The organism is Leifsonia sp. McL0627 (assembly GCF_058244615.1).
Genome location: NZ_JBZCGM010000002.1, coordinates 771,711 through 785,582 on the forward strand (window position 1 = coordinate 771,711; position 13,872 = coordinate 785,582).

16 protein-coding genes are annotated in these 13,872 nt (G+C 67.1%); 7 read left to right on the top strand and 9 right to left on the bottom strand.

Going from position 1 to position 13,872, the window contains the following annotated elements; translation table 11 throughout:
• Positions 1-2 precede the first annotated feature (2 nt).
• On the bottom strand, positions 3-287 hold the full coding sequence (locus AC37TH_RS04300; protein ID WP_490763106.1) for a hypothetical protein: 285 nt from the start codon (positions 285-287) through the stop codon (positions 3-5).
• 174 nt (positions 288-461) lie between these two features.
• Between AC37TH_RS04300 and AC37TH_RS04305 the strand changes: the two genes are divergently transcribed.
• Entirely contained in the window at positions 462-1,754 is a 1,293-nt protein-coding gene (locus tag AC37TH_RS04305; RefSeq protein WP_490763107.1) for an enolase C-terminal domain-like protein, read from the top strand.
• Positions 1,755-1,791: 37 nt separating this feature from the next.
• Here the strand turns inward: AC37TH_RS04305 and AC37TH_RS04310 are convergent, their stop codons facing one another.
• Together AC37TH_RS04310 and AC37TH_RS04315 are read right to left on the bottom strand one after the other, a co-directional pair.
• Positions 1,792-2,541 carry an SDR family NAD(P)-dependent oxidoreductase gene (locus AC37TH_RS04310; RefSeq protein ID WP_490763108.1) on the bottom strand — a complete coding sequence of 250 codons (750 nt, stop codon included), beginning with the start codon at positions 2,539-2,541 and terminating at the stop codon, positions 1,792-1,794.
• A 17-nt stretch (positions 2,542-2,558) separates the two neighbouring features.
• Positions 2,559-3,425, bottom strand: coding sequence for a fumarylacetoacetate hydrolase family protein (locus AC37TH_RS04315; protein WP_490763109.1), 867 nt, complete (start codon positions 3,423-3,425; stop codon positions 2,559-2,561).
• A 72-nt stretch (positions 3,426-3,497) separates the two neighbouring features.
• On the opposite strand from AC37TH_RS04315, the gene AC37TH_RS04320 reads away from it, so the two are divergent.
• The 5 genes from AC37TH_RS04320 (at position 3,498) to AC37TH_RS04340 (ending at position 9,333) form a co-directional block, all read left to right on the top strand.
• Positions 3,498-3,845 (top strand): L-rhamnose mutarotase, encoded by a 348-nt coding sequence (locus AC37TH_RS04320; RefSeq protein WP_490763110.1) that lies wholly within the window; start codon positions 3,498-3,500, stop codon positions 3,843-3,845.
• An 83-nt stretch (positions 3,846-3,928) separates the two neighbouring features.
• A complete protein-coding gene (locus AC37TH_RS04325) occupies positions 3,929-5,116 on the top strand; it encodes an ROK family transcriptional regulator (protein WP_490763111.1) in 1,188 nt (395 codons plus the stop codon).
• A gap of 166 nt (positions 5,117-5,282) precedes the next feature.
• Complete coding sequence (mmsA, locus tag AC37TH_RS04330; protein ID WP_490763112.1) at positions 5,283-6,827, top strand: multiple monosaccharide ABC transporter ATP-binding protein; 1,545 nt, start codon at positions 5,283-5,285, stop codon at positions 6,825-6,827.
• 2 nt (positions 6,828-6,829) lie between these two features.
• Complete coding sequence (gene mmsB, locus AC37TH_RS04335) at positions 6,830-8,173, top strand: multiple monosaccharide ABC transporter permease (protein ID WP_490763113.1); 1,344 nt, start codon at positions 6,830-6,832, stop codon at positions 8,171-8,173.
• A 68-nt stretch (positions 8,174-8,241) separates the two neighbouring features.
• Positions 8,242-9,333: a substrate-binding domain-containing protein gene (locus AC37TH_RS04340; RefSeq protein ID WP_490763114.1), complete on the top strand. Its 1,092-nt coding sequence runs from the start codon at positions 8,242-8,244 to the stop codon at positions 9,331-9,333.
• A 178-nt stretch (positions 9,334-9,511) separates the two neighbouring features.
• Here AC37TH_RS04340 and AC37TH_RS04345 read toward each other — a convergent pair whose 3' ends face one another.
• A complete protein-coding gene (locus tag AC37TH_RS04345; RefSeq protein ID WP_490763115.1) occupies positions 9,512-10,249 on the bottom strand; it encodes a GntR family transcriptional regulator in 738 nt (245 codons plus the stop codon).
• A gap of 252 nt (positions 10,250-10,501) precedes the next feature.
• Here AC37TH_RS04345 and AC37TH_RS04350 point away from each other — a divergent pair, with 252 nt between their 5' ends.
• A complete protein-coding gene (locus AC37TH_RS04350) occupies positions 10,502-11,188 on the top strand; it encodes a GntR family transcriptional regulator (protein ID WP_490763116.1) in 687 nt (228 codons plus the stop codon).
• A 6-nt stretch (positions 11,189-11,194) separates the two neighbouring features.
• Here AC37TH_RS04350 and AC37TH_RS04355 read toward each other — a convergent pair whose 3' ends face one another.
• The 5 genes from AC37TH_RS04355 to AC37TH_RS04375 form a co-directional block, all read right to left on the bottom strand.
• Positions 11,195-11,704, bottom strand: a complete 510-nt coding sequence (locus tag AC37TH_RS04355; RefSeq protein ID WP_490763117.1) for a DUF6328 family protein — start codon at positions 11,702-11,704, stop codon at positions 11,195-11,197.
• Positions 11,701-12,099: a hypothetical protein gene (locus AC37TH_RS04360; protein ID WP_490763118.1), complete on the bottom strand. Its 399-nt coding sequence runs from the start codon at positions 12,097-12,099 to the stop codon at positions 11,701-11,703. The genes AC37TH_RS04355 and AC37TH_RS04360 overlap by 4 nt, the downstream gene beginning before the upstream one ends.
• Positions 12,100-12,193: 94 nt before the next feature.
• Entirely contained in the window at positions 12,194-12,499 is a 306-nt protein-coding gene (locus AC37TH_RS04365; RefSeq protein WP_490763119.1) for an AzlD domain-containing protein, read from the bottom strand.
• Entirely contained in the window at positions 12,496-13,236 is a 741-nt protein-coding gene (locus AC37TH_RS04370; protein WP_490763120.1) for an AzlC family ABC transporter permease, read from the bottom strand. Before AC37TH_RS04370 ends, AC37TH_RS04365 begins: the two co-directional genes overlap by 4 nt.
• A 53-nt stretch (positions 13,237-13,289) precedes the next feature.
• Positions 13,290-13,844: a TetR/AcrR family transcriptional regulator gene (locus AC37TH_RS04375; protein WP_490763121.1), complete on the bottom strand. Its 555-nt coding sequence runs from the start codon at positions 13,842-13,844 to the stop codon at positions 13,290-13,292.
• Positions 13,845-13,872 lie beyond the last annotated feature (28 nt).

Genomic DNA, 13,872 nt, shown 5'->3' on the forward strand with positions numbered 1-13,872 from the left:
CTTCACCGGCCGGCCTCGACCGTTTCTGCGTCACGGGACGCCGCCAGATCGGCGAGCTCGGCCGCTGCCGCTTCGCGGTCGACCAGCCTGGTCAGCAGGAGCAGCTGCGCCTTCACTGCCTCCAGGCTGCCGTCCGCTGTCGCGTCGGTGTCGATCGGGAGGAGCGCCGCGCGGGGATGACCGTGGTTCGTCACGACGGCTCCCGACTGGATGTAGGCGGTCAGATTCCGCTTGAAGGTGGTGACGGGAACCCGCGGAAGATCAGGCACCTGGTGCAGGGCGGGCATTCTGACTCCTTATCGCCGAATCGGTACAGATTACCACCATTCGATGCTGTTTTCGAGGTTCGATTCAATTAGCCATCCGTTGCCAACCGACTGGCGCGACCCACCTATATCCAATAGGATGTTGGAGTCGGTCCGACGCGATGGTGCGCTCGGCGACGGAGGAGAGGGGTGCGCGTGAGCATCGTCACGGGATTTGAAACGCTGGACGTCCGGTTCGAGACGTCGGCCATGCTCGACGGCTCCGACGCGATGAACCCGGACCCCGACTACTCGGCCGCCTACCTGCGCGTCAGCACCGACGCTCCGGACGACCACGAGGGCCACGCATTCGTGTTCACCATCGGGCGCGGCAACGACGTCCAGGTCGCGGCCATCGACGCGGTCGCGCACCGCGTGATCGGCAGAGATGTCGACGAGATCCTCGACGACCTCGGGGGCTTCTGGCGCGAGTTCGTCTACGACTCGCAGCTGCGCTGGCTCGGCCCGGAGAAGGGCGTCATGCACATGGCGATCGGTGCCGTCGTGAACGCGTTCTGGGACCTGAAGGCCAAGCGCGCAGGGCTGCCGCTCTGGCAGCTGCTCTCCCGGATGACCCCGGAGCAGCTGGTCGACCTGGTCGACTTCCGCTACCTCAGCGACGCCCTCACCCGCGACGACGCGCTCGCGATCCTCCGGGATGCGCAGCCGGGCCGCGCGGAGCGGGAGGCCGACCTGCTCGCCCTCGGCTACCCCGGATACACCACCACTCCCGGCTGGCTCGGGTACTCGGACGACAAGCTGCGCCGTCTGGCCCGAGAGGCCGTCGACGACGGCTTCCAGCAGATCAAGCTCAAGGTCGGCGACAACCTCGACGACGATATCCGGCGTCTCGCCATCGCCCGCGAGACGGTCGGTCCGGGCATCCGGATCGCCATCGACGCCAACCAGCGCTGGGATCGCGACCAGGCCATCCAGTGGATCCACGCCCTCGAACCGTTCGACCTCGCCTGGGTGGAGGAGCCGACCAGCCCGGACGACATCCTCGCCCACGCCGCCATCGCCGCAGCGGTCGCTCCCGTGCCGATCGCGACGGGGGAGCACGCGATGAGCAGGGTGCTGTTCAAGCAGCTGCTCCAGGCGCGCGCGGCCTCGATCGTGCAGATCGACTCCACCCGCGTGGCCGGAGTGAACGAGAACATCGCGATCCTCCTCCTCGCCGCCAAGTTCGGCGTCCCGGTCTGCCCGCACGCCGGCGGTGTCGGTCTCTGCGAGGCCGTCCAGCACTTCTCGATGTTCGACTACGTCGCCGTCTCGGCCAGCCAGGACGGCCGCATGATCGAGTACACGAAGCACCTGCACGAGCACTTCGTCGCCCCAGTCGAGATCGCCGGAGGCCGCTACCGCGCCCCCCTCACCCCCGGCACCGGCATGCAGATGCACGACGCCTCCCTCGCCGCGCACACGTTCGCCGTCCCCGCCGCCTTCTAGCTTCGGCAGGCGCGGACGGGCGCGTGCGGGAGGGGCGCTAGCGGCGCGGGCGGAGGGAGTACATGCCGCCGTCGACGGCGAGGACGACGCCGTTGGTGGAGGCGGAGCTCGGCGACGCGAGGTAGGCGACCGCCTCTGCCACCTCCTGCGGCTGCACGAGGCGACCGCTCGGCTGGCGCGCTGCCAGCGCGGCGCGCTCCGCATCCGGATCAGTGGCGGTGTCGAGCAGGCGCCCGACCCACGGGGTGTCCGCCGTGCCGGGCGCGACCGCGTTCACGCGGATCCCGAGCGGCAGGCAGTCGGCGGCGATGGCGAGCGTCATCGCAGAGACGGCGCCCTTCGACGCCGAGTACAGCACACGCTGGGGGAGCCCGGCCCAGGCGGCGATCGAGCTGGTCAGCACCACCGCGGCCGCCGGCGACTCCTGCAGGTGCGGCATCGCGTGCCGGATGGTGCGGGCCGAGCCGATCACGTTGACGTTGAGCACGCGCATCCACTCGGCGTCGTCGTTGGCGAGCACGTCGCCCTGCGCGCCGATGCCCGCGTTGGCGACCACCACATCGAGTCGCCCGGCGTCGGCGATCACCGCGGCGATCGCGTCGCGCACGCTGTCGTCGTCTCCGATGTCGCACCGGATGCCTGTATGCGGTTCACTGACCGCCGACGCGTCGAGGTCGAGGCAGAAGACCCTCGCCCCCTGGGATGCGAGCTCGTCCGCGATGGCCTTGCCCAGCCCGGAGGCGCCTCCCGTGACTGCTGCCACGAGTCCTGCGAAGTTCTGCGACACCGTCGTCTCTCCCTCTGTCAGTCGGCCGCGCGCACGGTCGTGCGCTGCTGTCCGAGTCCGTCGATTCCCAGCTCGATCACGTCGCCGATGGCGAGGTAGGGGAACCGTCCGGAGAGGCCGACGCCTTCCGGGGTTCCGGTGTTGATCAGGTCGCCCGGTTCGAGCACCGTGAACTGGCTGAGCCGGTAGACGATCTCCGCGACGCCGAAGATCAGGTCGGAGGTGCTCGACTGCTGCCGCTGCTCCCCGTTGACCGTCGACCAGATCCCGAGGCCGGAGCCGTCTCCGACCTGCGCGGTCGGCACGAGCCACGGGCCGAGCGGGTTGAAGGTCTCGAAGCTCTTGCCTTTGCTCCACTGGCCGAGCGACCGCTGCAGTTGGTACTCGCGCTCCGAGACGTCGTTCGCCACGGTGAACCCGGCGATGTGCGCGAGCGCCTCCTCCGGCGACGACAGGTAGCGGGCGCGCTTCCCGATCACGGCGGCCAGCTCGACCTCCCAGTCGGTCGTGGTCGACCCCGGCGGCAGGAGCACCGCGTCGTCCGGCCCGACCACGGTGTTGGGGTGCTTGTAGAACACCACGATGTCGGTGGGCGGCTCTGAACCGGATTCGCGGGCGTGGGCAGCGTAGTTCATCCCGATGCAGATGACGGCGGTCGGCCGGGCGATCGGTGCGCCGACGCGCATCCCGGCCGGGTCGACGGCCGGCAGATCGCCGGCTGCGGCGGCAGCCTCTGCCCTGGCGAGCCCGTCGGCGGCGAGGAAGGCGCCGTCGATGTCCGTGGTGATGGGGCGCAGATCCCAGGTGGTCGTCCCGTCGCTCACGACGGGGATTTCCGCACCTGGCTCGCCGAGTCTCTGAAAGCGCGTCGGCAGATTGGGCATCGAGGGTCCTTTCGCTCGTCCCGCAAACCCTATTACTATTTCCTATAGTATTCCAACCCAGGGAGAGAACCGATGCGCGTCGCACTGCACTCCATCGTCCGCGAAGGCCACGAGGCCGGCTATGAGGAGGCCCACGCCACCATCCCGGCCGACCTCGTCGAGTCGTTCGTGCGCGTCGGCATCCACGACTGGACCATCTGGCGAAGCGGCCGCAATCTGTTCCATCTGGTCGACTGCGACGACTTCGCCGCGGCCATGGATGCACTGGACACCGACGAGGCGAACGCCCGCTGGCAGGCGTTCATCGGCCCGTACGTCGACCACTTCGAGACCACCGGAGACGGCCCGGAAGGCATGATCGTCGGCCAGGTCTGGAGCCTGTCGCGGCAACAGGATGCGCGGGGCTCGTCTGCCGTGTGAGAAACCTGAAGTCAGGTTGTCACTCAGCCGTGTGCTTATGTTCACAACTTGACTACAACACGTCGCTCCTGCACCCTTATCGCATGACCGCCACATCGGGCTCTCTCGTACGTGGCGCACGCAACCCCGGGTCGCAAGGCGCACTGAGGCACTTGAACCAGGAGCGGCTCTTCGAGTTCCTCCTCGCCAACGGCCCCGCGACCCAGGCGGAGCTTGCGCGCGGAACGGGACTGTCGACCGCCACCGTCTCGAACATCGTCCGGGACATGGCGGCCAAGGGTGTGGTCGCGACCTCCCCGGTCAACAGCGGAGGGCGAAGAGCCCTGCTCGTGCAACTGACCGACACCGGAGACATCGCCGTCGGGGTCGACTTCGGTCGACGGCACGTCCGCATCGTGCTCACGACGCTCGGCTACGAGGTGCTGGCGGAGGAGGGCATCGCGCTTCCCCTCGGCTACGACGTGGACGAGAGCCTGAAGGCGGCCTCGGATCTCATCGACCGGATGCTCGCGCAGAACGGCTGGGAGCGCGAGTCCGTGCTGTCGGTCGGGGTCGGCATTCCAGGCCCGATCGACCGCAGGACGGGCACCGTTCTGCAGGGTGATCTCCCCGAGTGGGTCGGCGTCAACCTGCGCGACCTCGAGAACGCCTTCCGGTTCCCCGTCGTCGTGGACAACGACGCCAACCTTGGCGCCCTGGCCGAAGTGACCTGGGGAGCCAACCGCGGGGTGCGCAACCTCATCTTCGTGAAGATCGGCTCCGGCATCGGCGCCGGTCTCATTCTGAACGGCCAGCCGTACTACGGCTACCTCGGGATCACGGGGGAGCTGGGGCACACGCCCGTCACCGAGCACGGCGTGATCTGCCGCTGCGGCAACCGCGGCTGTCTGGAGACGGTCGCTTCGACCACGGTGATGATCGAATCCCTCGGCCGTGGTTCGGAGACGCAGGTGACGACCAAGGACATCCTCCGCAAGGGCATCGAGCGCGACCCGGCCACGCTGCGGGTCGTCGGCGACGCCGGCCATGCGATCGGCCAGGCCATCGCCAATATCGCGAACGTCATCAATCCGGAGCTGGTGCTGATCGGCGGCCCGCTCGCCGGGCTCGGTGAGGCGCTGCTCGACCCGATCAGGCACGGGATCCTGCAGAACGCGATCCCCGTGATCGGCGAGACAACCACCGTCAGGATGTCGTCCCTCGGCGACAGGGCGGAGTCTCTCGGGGCCGCGGCGCTGGTCATCCAGGCGTCTCTCGCAGGGCGGGACTGACCCGCGCGACGCACCGCGCGCACCCAGACCGTTATTTACTTGTTGTGTTCACTGTTTGACGCCAAGGCTGGGTTTAGCGTTTACTACTTAGGCAGATGGTTCGCAGTTGAGCAGTAACCCCGAACCGGCACCACCCCGAATGAGCAACAAACCCGAAGGAGCGACGATGCCGTCGAACGCAGTCATCCTGGAGATGCGCGCGATCACCAAGGAGTTCCCTGGTGTGAAGGCGCTCGAGGATGTCTCCCTCACCGTCAAGGCCGATGAGATCCACGCGATCTGCGGCGAGAACGGTGCAGGAAAGTCCACGCTGATGAAGGTGCTCTCCGGCGTGTACCCGTATGGGACGTACACCGGAGACATCGTCTACAACGGCCAGGAGATGCGCTTCAAGGACATCAGGTCCAGTGAGCACGAGGGCATCGTCATCATCCACCAGGAGCTCGCGCTCATCCCGGAGCTGTCGATCACCGAGAACATCTTCCTCGGCAACGAGCCCAGCCGCGGCGGAGTCATCAACTGGCAGGAAGCCAAGACCCGCGCCACCGAGCTGCTCGCCCGCGTCGGCCTCAGCGACGATCCGGACACCCCGATCAAGAACATCGGCGTCGGCAAGCAGCAACTGGTCGAGATCGCCAAAGCTCTGAATAAATCGGTCAAGCTGCTCATCCTCGACGAGCCGACCGCCGCGCTCAACGAGGCGGAGTCGCAGCACCTGCTCGACCTCATCCTGGGGCTGAAGAGCAAGGGCATCAGCTCGATCATGATCTCGCACAAGCTCAACGAGATCGAGCGCGTCGCCGACGAGATCACGATCATCCGCGACGGCCGCACCATCGAGACCCTCAGCGTGAAGGCCGACGGCGTCGACGAGGACCGCATCATCCGCGGGATGGTCGGCCGCACGCTCGAAAGCCGCTTCCCCGAGCGCACGCCGAACATCGGCGAGACGTTCTTCGAGGTGAAGAACTGGGTCGTTCAGCACCCGCAGGTCACCGACCGCCTCGTCGTCAAGAACTCGTCGTTCCATGTCCGCCGCGGCGAGATCGTCGGCTTCGCCGGGCTGATGGGCGCCGGGCGCACCGAGCTCGCGATGAGCGTGTTCGGCCGCTCGTACGGCAACTTCATCTCCGGCGAGATCTACAAGGACGGCGAGCAGATCGAGGTCCGCAACGTCAGCGAGGCCATCGACAACGGCATGGCTTACGTCAGCGAGGACCGAAAGGTGCTCGGGCTCAACCTCCTCGACGACATCAAGGAGTCGATCGTCTCCGCGAAGCTGAAGAAGATCTCGCGTCTCAACGTGGTCGACGACCAGAAGGAGTTCGCGATCGCGGAGGAGTACCGCAAGAGCCTGCGCATCAAGACCCCGGATGTGGAGCGCGGCGTCAGCACGCTCTCCGGCGGCAACCAGCAGAAGGTCGTCCTGGCCAAGTGGATGTTCACCGACCCTGACCTGCTCATCCTCGACGAGCCCACCCGCGGTATCGACGTCGGCGCCAAGTTCGAGATCTACGGCATCATCCAGCAGCTCGCCGCTCAGGGGAAGGGCGTCGTCGTCATCTCCTCCGAGCTGCCAGAACTTCTCGGCATCTCGGACCGCATCTACACGATCTTCGAGGGCCAGATCACCAACGAGCTTCCGATCGCGGAAGCCACCCCAGAAACGCTCCTGAAAAGCATGACATCCGCCAAGAAGAGGGTTGCTTGATAATGACCACACAGATTCCCGAAAAGAAGAAGTCCGGGGGTATCCGCGACCTCGCCAAGATGTTCGGCAACGGTCAGTCCGCCGGCCGCCAGTTCGGCATCCTCGGCGCCCTGGTCGTCATCGTCGTGTTCTTCGAGATCGCGACCGGCGGCAAGACGCTCGAGTCCGTCAACCTGATCAACCTGGTCAACCAGAACGCCTATGTGCTGATCCTGGCGATCGGCATGGTGATGGTGATCATCGCCGGTCACATCGACCTGTCGGTCGGCTCTGTCGCCGCCGTGGTCGGTATCGTGGTCGCCAAATCGATGACCGAGTGGCACCTCCCGTGGCCGGTCGCGATCATCCTGGGTCTGCTGATCGGTGTGGTCATCGGCGCCTGGCAGGGCTGGTGGGTCGCATACGTCGGCGTCCCGGCGTTCATCGTCACCCTGGCGGGCATGCTCATCTTCCGCGGTTTGAACCAGTTCATCGGAAACGCGAACACCATTCCGGTGCCGGACGGCTTCACCTTCATCGGCGGCGGCTTCCTGCCCGACTGGGGCCCGGACTTCGGCTACAACAACTCCACCCTGCTGCTCGGCCTCATCATCGCGATCGTCGTCGCCGTGATGGAGATCCGCACCCGCCGCAGCCAGACGAAGATGGGCTCCGAGAAGGCGCCGCTCTGGGTCAGCGTCTTCAAGGTGGTCGTGATCGACGCCGTCGTGATCTACTTCGCGTTCGTGTTCGCCGGCGGCCGCATCGGTACCAGCTTCCCGGTGTCCGGCATCATCCTCGGCGTCCTGGTGATCGTGTACTCGTTCGTCACGCGCAGCACGATCTTCGGTCGCCACATCTACGCGGTCGGCGGCAACTGGCACGCGGCGGAACTGTCCGGCGTCAAGATCAAGCGGATCAACTTCTACGTGATGATGAACATGTCGGTGCTCGCAGCACTGGCCGGCATGATCGCGGTCGCCCGCTCCGTCTCCTCCGGGCCGCAGGACGGCCTCGGCTGGGAGCTCGACGCCATCGCCGCCGTCTTCATCGGTGGTGCAGCGGTCTCCGGTGGTATCGGAACCGTCGCAGGCTCCATCGTCGGTGGTCTCGTGATCGCCGTCCTCAACAACGGCCTGCAGCTGCTCGGCGTCACCTCCGACAAGGTCCAGATCATCAAGGGCCTCGTCCTCCTGATCGCCGTCGGCATCGACGTCTACTCCAAGCGCCGAGGAGGTCCGTCGTTGATCGGCAGGATGTTCGGCGGCGGCAAGAAGCAGGCGGCGGACGCCATCGGCGCCGACCAGCCCGTGATCATGCCGGATGGCGGCTCGGCCGAAGCCAGCTCGCGCTCCCTGACCAAGTAGCCCACCCCAAGACTTACCCGTCTGTTCCATCCCTGCACCACCTTCAACAAGAGAAAGTGAAACCACACATGCGCAAGATCGCAATCGCGACAGTGGCCGTCGCTGCTGTTGCCGCGCTGGCCCTCTCGGGCTGCTCGAGCCGCGGCTCGTCAGGCGACTCGACCGGAGCCGCCGGCTTCGACAAGGGCGCCACGATCGGCGTCGCCCTCCCGACTAAGACGTCGGAGAACTGGGTGCTCGCCGGTGACCTGTTCACCAACGGACTCAAGGACGCCGGCTTCAAGGGCGACGTCCAGTACGCCGGTGGCTCTGGCGTCTCCGACCAGCAGTCGCAGATCCAGTCGATGATCACCAACGGCGCCAAGGTCATCATCATCGGCGCCGTCGACGGTGGCCAGCTCGCCGCGCAGGCCAAGGCCGCGCACGACGCCGGCGCGACCGTCATCGCGTACGACCGCCTCATCCTCAACACGCCGAACGTCGACTACTACGTCGCGTACGACAACGAGAAGGTCGGCGAGCTCCAGGGCCAGGCCCTGCTCGACGGCATGAAGGCCAAGTACCCGGGCAAGACGAAGTACAACATCGAGCTGTTCTCCGGTTCGCCGGACGACGCCAACTCGAAGGTGTTCTTCGACGGCGCCATGAAGATCCTGCAGCCGAAGATCGATGACGGAACGCTCACGGTCGTCTCCAAGCAGACCGAGATCAAGCAGACGTCCACCCAGGGCTGGCTGCCGGCGAACGCGCAGACCCGCATGGACACCCTGCTCGCGTCCAACTACGGTTCGGCGGAGCTCGACGGCGTCCTGTCGCCGAACGACACCCTGGCCCGCGCCATCATCACCTCGGTGCAGGGCGCAGGCAAGCCGGTCCCGATCGTCACCGGTCAGGACTCCGAGGCTGAGTCGGTCAAGTCGATCATGGCCGGCATCCAGTACTCGACCATCAACAAGGACACCCGCGCGCTGGTCAAGCAGGCCATCGCGATGGTCTCCGACCTGCAGCAGGGCAAGAAGCCGGAGACGAACGACGACAAGTCGTACAACAACGGCGTCAAGGTCGTCCCGGCCTACCTGCTCACCCCGGTCGTCGTCACCAAGGAGAACGCGGCGAAGGCGTACGCCAACGACCCGACCCTGGAGCCGCTGACCAAGTAGTCATCAGCACCAGCAGCACACGAGGCCGGACCCCGCTCGGGGTCCGGCCTTCGTGCTGTGCGGGCGGAGGTTGCGATCCGCCGGCAGAAAGAGATCGAGGCCGGTGCGGTTCTCCGCTCCAGCCTCGATCTGTGTTCCCCCCGGATGTTCGTCCCCCGGTCGAACGTCTGAGATCAGGTTAGGTGGGGTGATGGCCGTGCGGCATCCGGGCTGGCACGGATCTTGCGGTCCGTGCCGACACGGGATGCCCGGGGCGACCTGGGTGCATCACCCGGGCAGCTTGTCGAGAACGACGCCGATGTGCGCGAGGTATGCGTTGACCTGGGCGGCGGCGGCGGTGCCGTCCCCGCTCCTGGTCGCCGCAGAGAGGCTGGCGACGAAGTCGCGCACAGAGCCCACCTCTATCTGGTTGTTGAGCTTGCGTGCGACCCTGCGGACCTGGGGGAGGACGTTGGAGAGCGTGCGCAGCCGGACCGTGTTGTCGCACGTAGAGGGTGGCCAGGTGCTCGAGAGCTCTGACGTAGAGGCCGGTGTCGTTGTCGGACGCGCCCTCGATGAGGCTCGTGCCGATCTCGTCGAGCAGACGCAGGTCGTCGTCTGACCAGTGCTCGAGGCCACGCAGAGCGGCGCCGGCCCAGAGGTCGCCCGCGACCTCGGTGGCGTGCCGCACACCCTCGACGTCGAAAGCGGAGACGCGGGTGTACCTGTTGCGCTCCATTTCGACGAGCCCCTGGTCGAGGAGGCGGTCGAGCGCGTGGCGGATGGGCGTGCGGGAGATTCCGAGCCACTGCACGAGTTCGGGATCTCTGAGGCGTTCGCCCGGTTCGAGCGTGCCGTCCATGATCGCCGCCTCGATGCGGGTGTACGCCTCGTCGGAGAGGGAAACTCTGGCCACGTGGTCGGTCGGCATCGGCATTATTCTGCTCCTTGAGAAATGGGAGGTTGTGAAGCTTAGATGCTCAATGATAAACTATAAATATAACTTGGCGAAAGACCGCCTCAACAACTCTGGCCGTGATTCGGGTATCCGGCCAGTGCGCGGCCGTGATTCCCCCCTCGCGGCCGCCGTGGGCCCCGGCTGTTCCGGCCGGGGCCCATTTCAAACCAGAGAACCCGTCCTCTGAGAAATATCCGTTCTCCCGCATCCGTGAACAGGAAGATCCAACCCATGACTATCGACGAGGTCTCGAGTTTTCCGCCGGGCATGCCGGCGCTCACCGCCGACCGCAGGCTGCTGCGCAACGACGTCTTCGAGGTGCTGCTCACGCGCATCCTGAACGGCGGCTTCGTTCCAGGCGAGCGCCTGAAAGACGCCGAACTCACCGCCTGGCTGCGGGTATCCCGAACTCCTGTCCGCGAGGCGCTGAGCAGACTCGTGACTCTCGGGCTGGTCAAGACGGCCCCCAACAGGTTCACCTGCGTCGCGCCGCTGATCGACTCCGAGATCTTCGGGGCGGTCTTGGTCCTCAGAAAGCTCTACCCCGATGCGATCGCCGAGGCGCTGAGACTGCGCACAGACGGCGACGAGCTGGAGCTGCGCCTGGTCGCCGGCCGCTTGGAGCGCGACACGCACGTGTCGCCCATCGAGACCTTCCAGCGCGTGCTGCTCATCGCACTGGCCGCCATCGACAACCAGGTGCTCGCAGAGGCCATCGAGACGGTGCACCTGCGGGTGCTGCGCTACCTCTACCTCACGCCGTCCGCCCAGCACATCCTGGATCGCGCGCGCGTCCTCGAATTCGCGCGGGCTGTGGCGTCCGGCGACCCTTCGGCCGTTCACACGGTCGAGGCCGTGCTTCGCGAAGTCGAGTCGTGCATCGGAGTGTCCGCCGAACCGATGGCCGAAGCGGGCTGAGCGCCGTCAGTCGTCGCGGTCTGCGGACGCTCCGATTCTTCTGAGCGTCACGCGCGGGAACACGTAGAGCAGCACCACGAGCAGCGCGAGGACCACTCCGCCGACGACGATGCCCGCCGCCGTTCCGAGTGTCACGTCGAAGACGAAGAACACGACACCGCTCGTGAGAAGGGCCACCAAGGCCAGCGTCACCCGGAGAAGCCTGTTCGCGATGGAGACCGTCTGCACTTTGTCGTGATGGCGGAACAGCTGGCGGTGCAGGGCGACCGGTGCGAGGCCGAGCGCAGTGCAGGCGGAGGCGAGCACGACGAGCACGAGATAGAAGCCGACCTGGAATCCGTCGAGCTCTGTGAACCGTTGCTGGAACAGGATCGTCAGCAGGAAGCCGCTGATGATCTGCGTGCCGGTCTGCGTCACTCGCAACTCCTGCAGGATCTCGGCCCAGTTCCGGTCCGCCCGTTGCGTCGCGCTCTCGGCGCGGCCATCGGAAGGATCGACGTCGACGGGTTCGCTCATGTTCGCCTTCCGGAGGGTGTGCGCTCCATCGTGCTCCCGCTCGGGCGGCGCCGCAATGCCGCCCGGTAGAACCGGACCAGCTCGGAGGCCGGGGGACGTGCGCTGGCCATGGTCGCCGCATCCATCCGTTTCGCCGCCTGGTGGTGGCGCCACGACTCCTCCGCGCAGCGGTGATCCCAGCCCGCCGCCGCTGCGGCTTCGAGGGTGCGGCACCAGCCGATGAGCTCGCGGCCCGTCGAGGTCGGAGCCCAGGTGACGACACGGAACCAGACGTCCGGGCGGTTCGGGTCGCCGAACGCGAACTGGCGCACGACCGCATACGGGGGCCCGAGCGCCCCTTGTCGCAGAACCCACTCGCTCGGTCGTGCGTTCGCAACCGGATGCCACGCGGCCACTGCTCTCCTTCAGGTCGGTCGGCAGCCCGGCCCGCTGCATCCCGAGCCTACGAACCCCCTCTGACACCAGCCATCGAGAACGAGACGGGTGGGGTCAGGTGAGGAGGCGGATGAGGGCGGCGACGACGGCCGCGGCGGGCACGACGACGATGAAGGGGACGCGGAGGGCGTAGAGGCCGGCGGCGATCGCGACAGCGGGGAGGCGCGCATCCAGTTGCAGCGCCTGTCCGGCGCCGAAGGTCTGCACGCAGATCAGTGCGGCGAGCAGCGCGGCCGTCAGCAGGTCGCTGACGCGCGCGACCGTGGGATGGTCGAGGGCCTTCGCCGGGACCAGCCAGCCGAGCGCTTTGAGGCCGAGCACCGCGATGGAGGCGAGCAGGATGATGTTCCAGGTGGTCACGGTTCCACCTCGCGTTCCATCGGGATGGCCTCGGGATGCCGAGGGTCGGAGCGTCTTCCGAAGATGTTCAGCACCCCGGCGACGATGGCCACCACCGCGGCGGCGAGCACAGGGAGGCCCGGCATCAGGAACGGGGTGAGCATGGTGGCGACGAACCCGGCGGCGACCGCGACGGCCTGGGTCTGGCGCGCTTTGAGCCGGGGCCAGAGTAGGCCGAGGAACGCGGCGGCCGCAGCCGCATCCAGCCCGTATGCTTTCACATCGCCGATCAGGTTGCCGAGCAGAGCGCCGGCGAGCGTCGTGAGGTTCCAGCCGACGTAGACGACGAGCCCGGTCGTCCAGAAGCCGATGCGTTGCGCGCGCGGCTCCTGGTGGGCGGTCGCGACGGCGGTGGACTCGTCGATGGTGAGCTGGGTCGCCGCTGCCCTCCGCCAGAAGCCCGGCCCGATGACACGCGAGAGACGCAGCGCATAGAACGAGTTGCGGACACCGAGGAGGGCGGCTCCCGCGATCGCCGATCCTCCCGCCGCGACGCCGCCGGAGGCGAGCACGCCGATCAGCGCGAACTGCGACCCTCCGCTGAACATCACCAGGCTGAGCACGCACGCCTGCCAGACATCCAGTCCGGAGGCGGTCGCCAGTGCTCCGAAGGAGATCCCGTATGCGGCCGTCGCGATGCCGACGGCCCAGCCGGAGCGTGCTGCCGCACGTTCCTCGCTGCTCCGTTGCCGACTCACGAATCCGACACTAGCGGCTGGCGGCGGTGCGGGTTCCTGCGGTTCGTGCGGGATCAGGCGGCGTGACGGAAGAGCCTGGTCACGAGTTCGCCTGCGGTGTCGTCGTCGAGGCGCCACGGCTGGAAGATGGCGCGGTAGACGATCGGGGCGACGACGCCGTCGACGATGTCGTCGGCCGTGAGTCCGGCCTCCTCCGCTCGTCCGACGAACATGGTCGCCTCTTCGCGCCTGTTGCGGAGGCAGTCGGAGGTGCGTTCTCCCGCTGCGCCTGCGCCCCCGCGGAGAAGGGCGGCGTTGACGGGCTTGCGGTAGTGGTTGACCAGCTCGGCCGCCCAGGCAGTGAGGTCGTCCCGGAGGCTGCCGCTGGCGGGGAGCGGGCGCTCCGGGTCGAGGCGATAGGTGGCGATGTCGTTGATGAGGGTGGGCAGATCTCCCCAGCGGCGGTAGATGCTGGTGGGGTTGACGCCCGCCCGTTCGGCGATCATCGGCACGGTGACGCGGTCTTGGCCGCGCTCCTTGACGAGTTCTTCCACGGCCGTCCTGACGCTGTGGATGACCGCGGCGCTGCGTCCGCCCGTCCGCCTCGACGGTGTGGTCGTTGTCTCCATGAGGAATAGCTTAAAGCAAAAGTTGTTG

Bases quoted from the DNA above. Each gene is read 5' to 3' on its own strand.
- AC37TH_RS04350 (WP_490763116.1), top strand. From the start codon at position 10,502: ATGACTATCGACGAGGTCTCGAGTTTTCCGCCGGGCATGCCGGCGCTC.
- AC37TH_RS04300 (WP_490763106.1), bottom strand. From the start codon at position 287: ATGCCCGCCCTGCACCAGGTGCCTGATCTTCCGCGGGTTCCCGTCACC.
- AC37TH_RS04315 (WP_490763109.1), bottom strand. From the start codon at position 3,425: ATGCCCAATCTGCCGACGCGCTTTCAGAGACTCGGCGAGCCAGGTGCG.
- AC37TH_RS04320 (WP_490763110.1), top strand. From the start codon at position 3,498: ATGCGCGTCGCACTGCACTCCATCGTCCGCGAAGGCCACGAGGCCGGC.
- AC37TH_RS04325 (WP_490763111.1), top strand. From the start codon at position 3,929: ATGACCGCCACATCGGGCTCTCTCGTACGTGGCGCACGCAACCCCGGG.
- AC37TH_RS04355 (WP_490763117.1), bottom strand. From the start codon at position 11,704: ATGAGCGAACCCGTCGACGTCGATCCTTCCGATGGCCGCGCCGAGAGC.
- AC37TH_RS04340 (WP_490763114.1), top strand. From the start codon at position 8,242: ATGCGCAAGATCGCAATCGCGACAGTGGCCGTCGCTGCTGTTGCCGCG.
- mmsB (WP_490763113.1), top strand. From the start codon at position 6,830: ATGACCACACAGATTCCCGAAAAGAAGAAGTCCGGGGGTATCCGCGAC.
- AC37TH_RS04345 (WP_490763115.1), bottom strand. From the start codon at position 10,249: ATGCCGATGCCGACCGACCACGTGGCCAGAGTTTCCCTCTCCGACGAG.
- mmsA (WP_490763112.1), top strand. From the start codon at position 5,283: ATGCCGTCGAACGCAGTCATCCTGGAGATGCGCGCGATCACCAAGGAG.
- AC37TH_RS04375 (WP_490763121.1), bottom strand. From the start codon at position 13,844: ATGGAGACAACGACCACACCGTCGAGGCGGACGGGCGGACGCAGCGCC.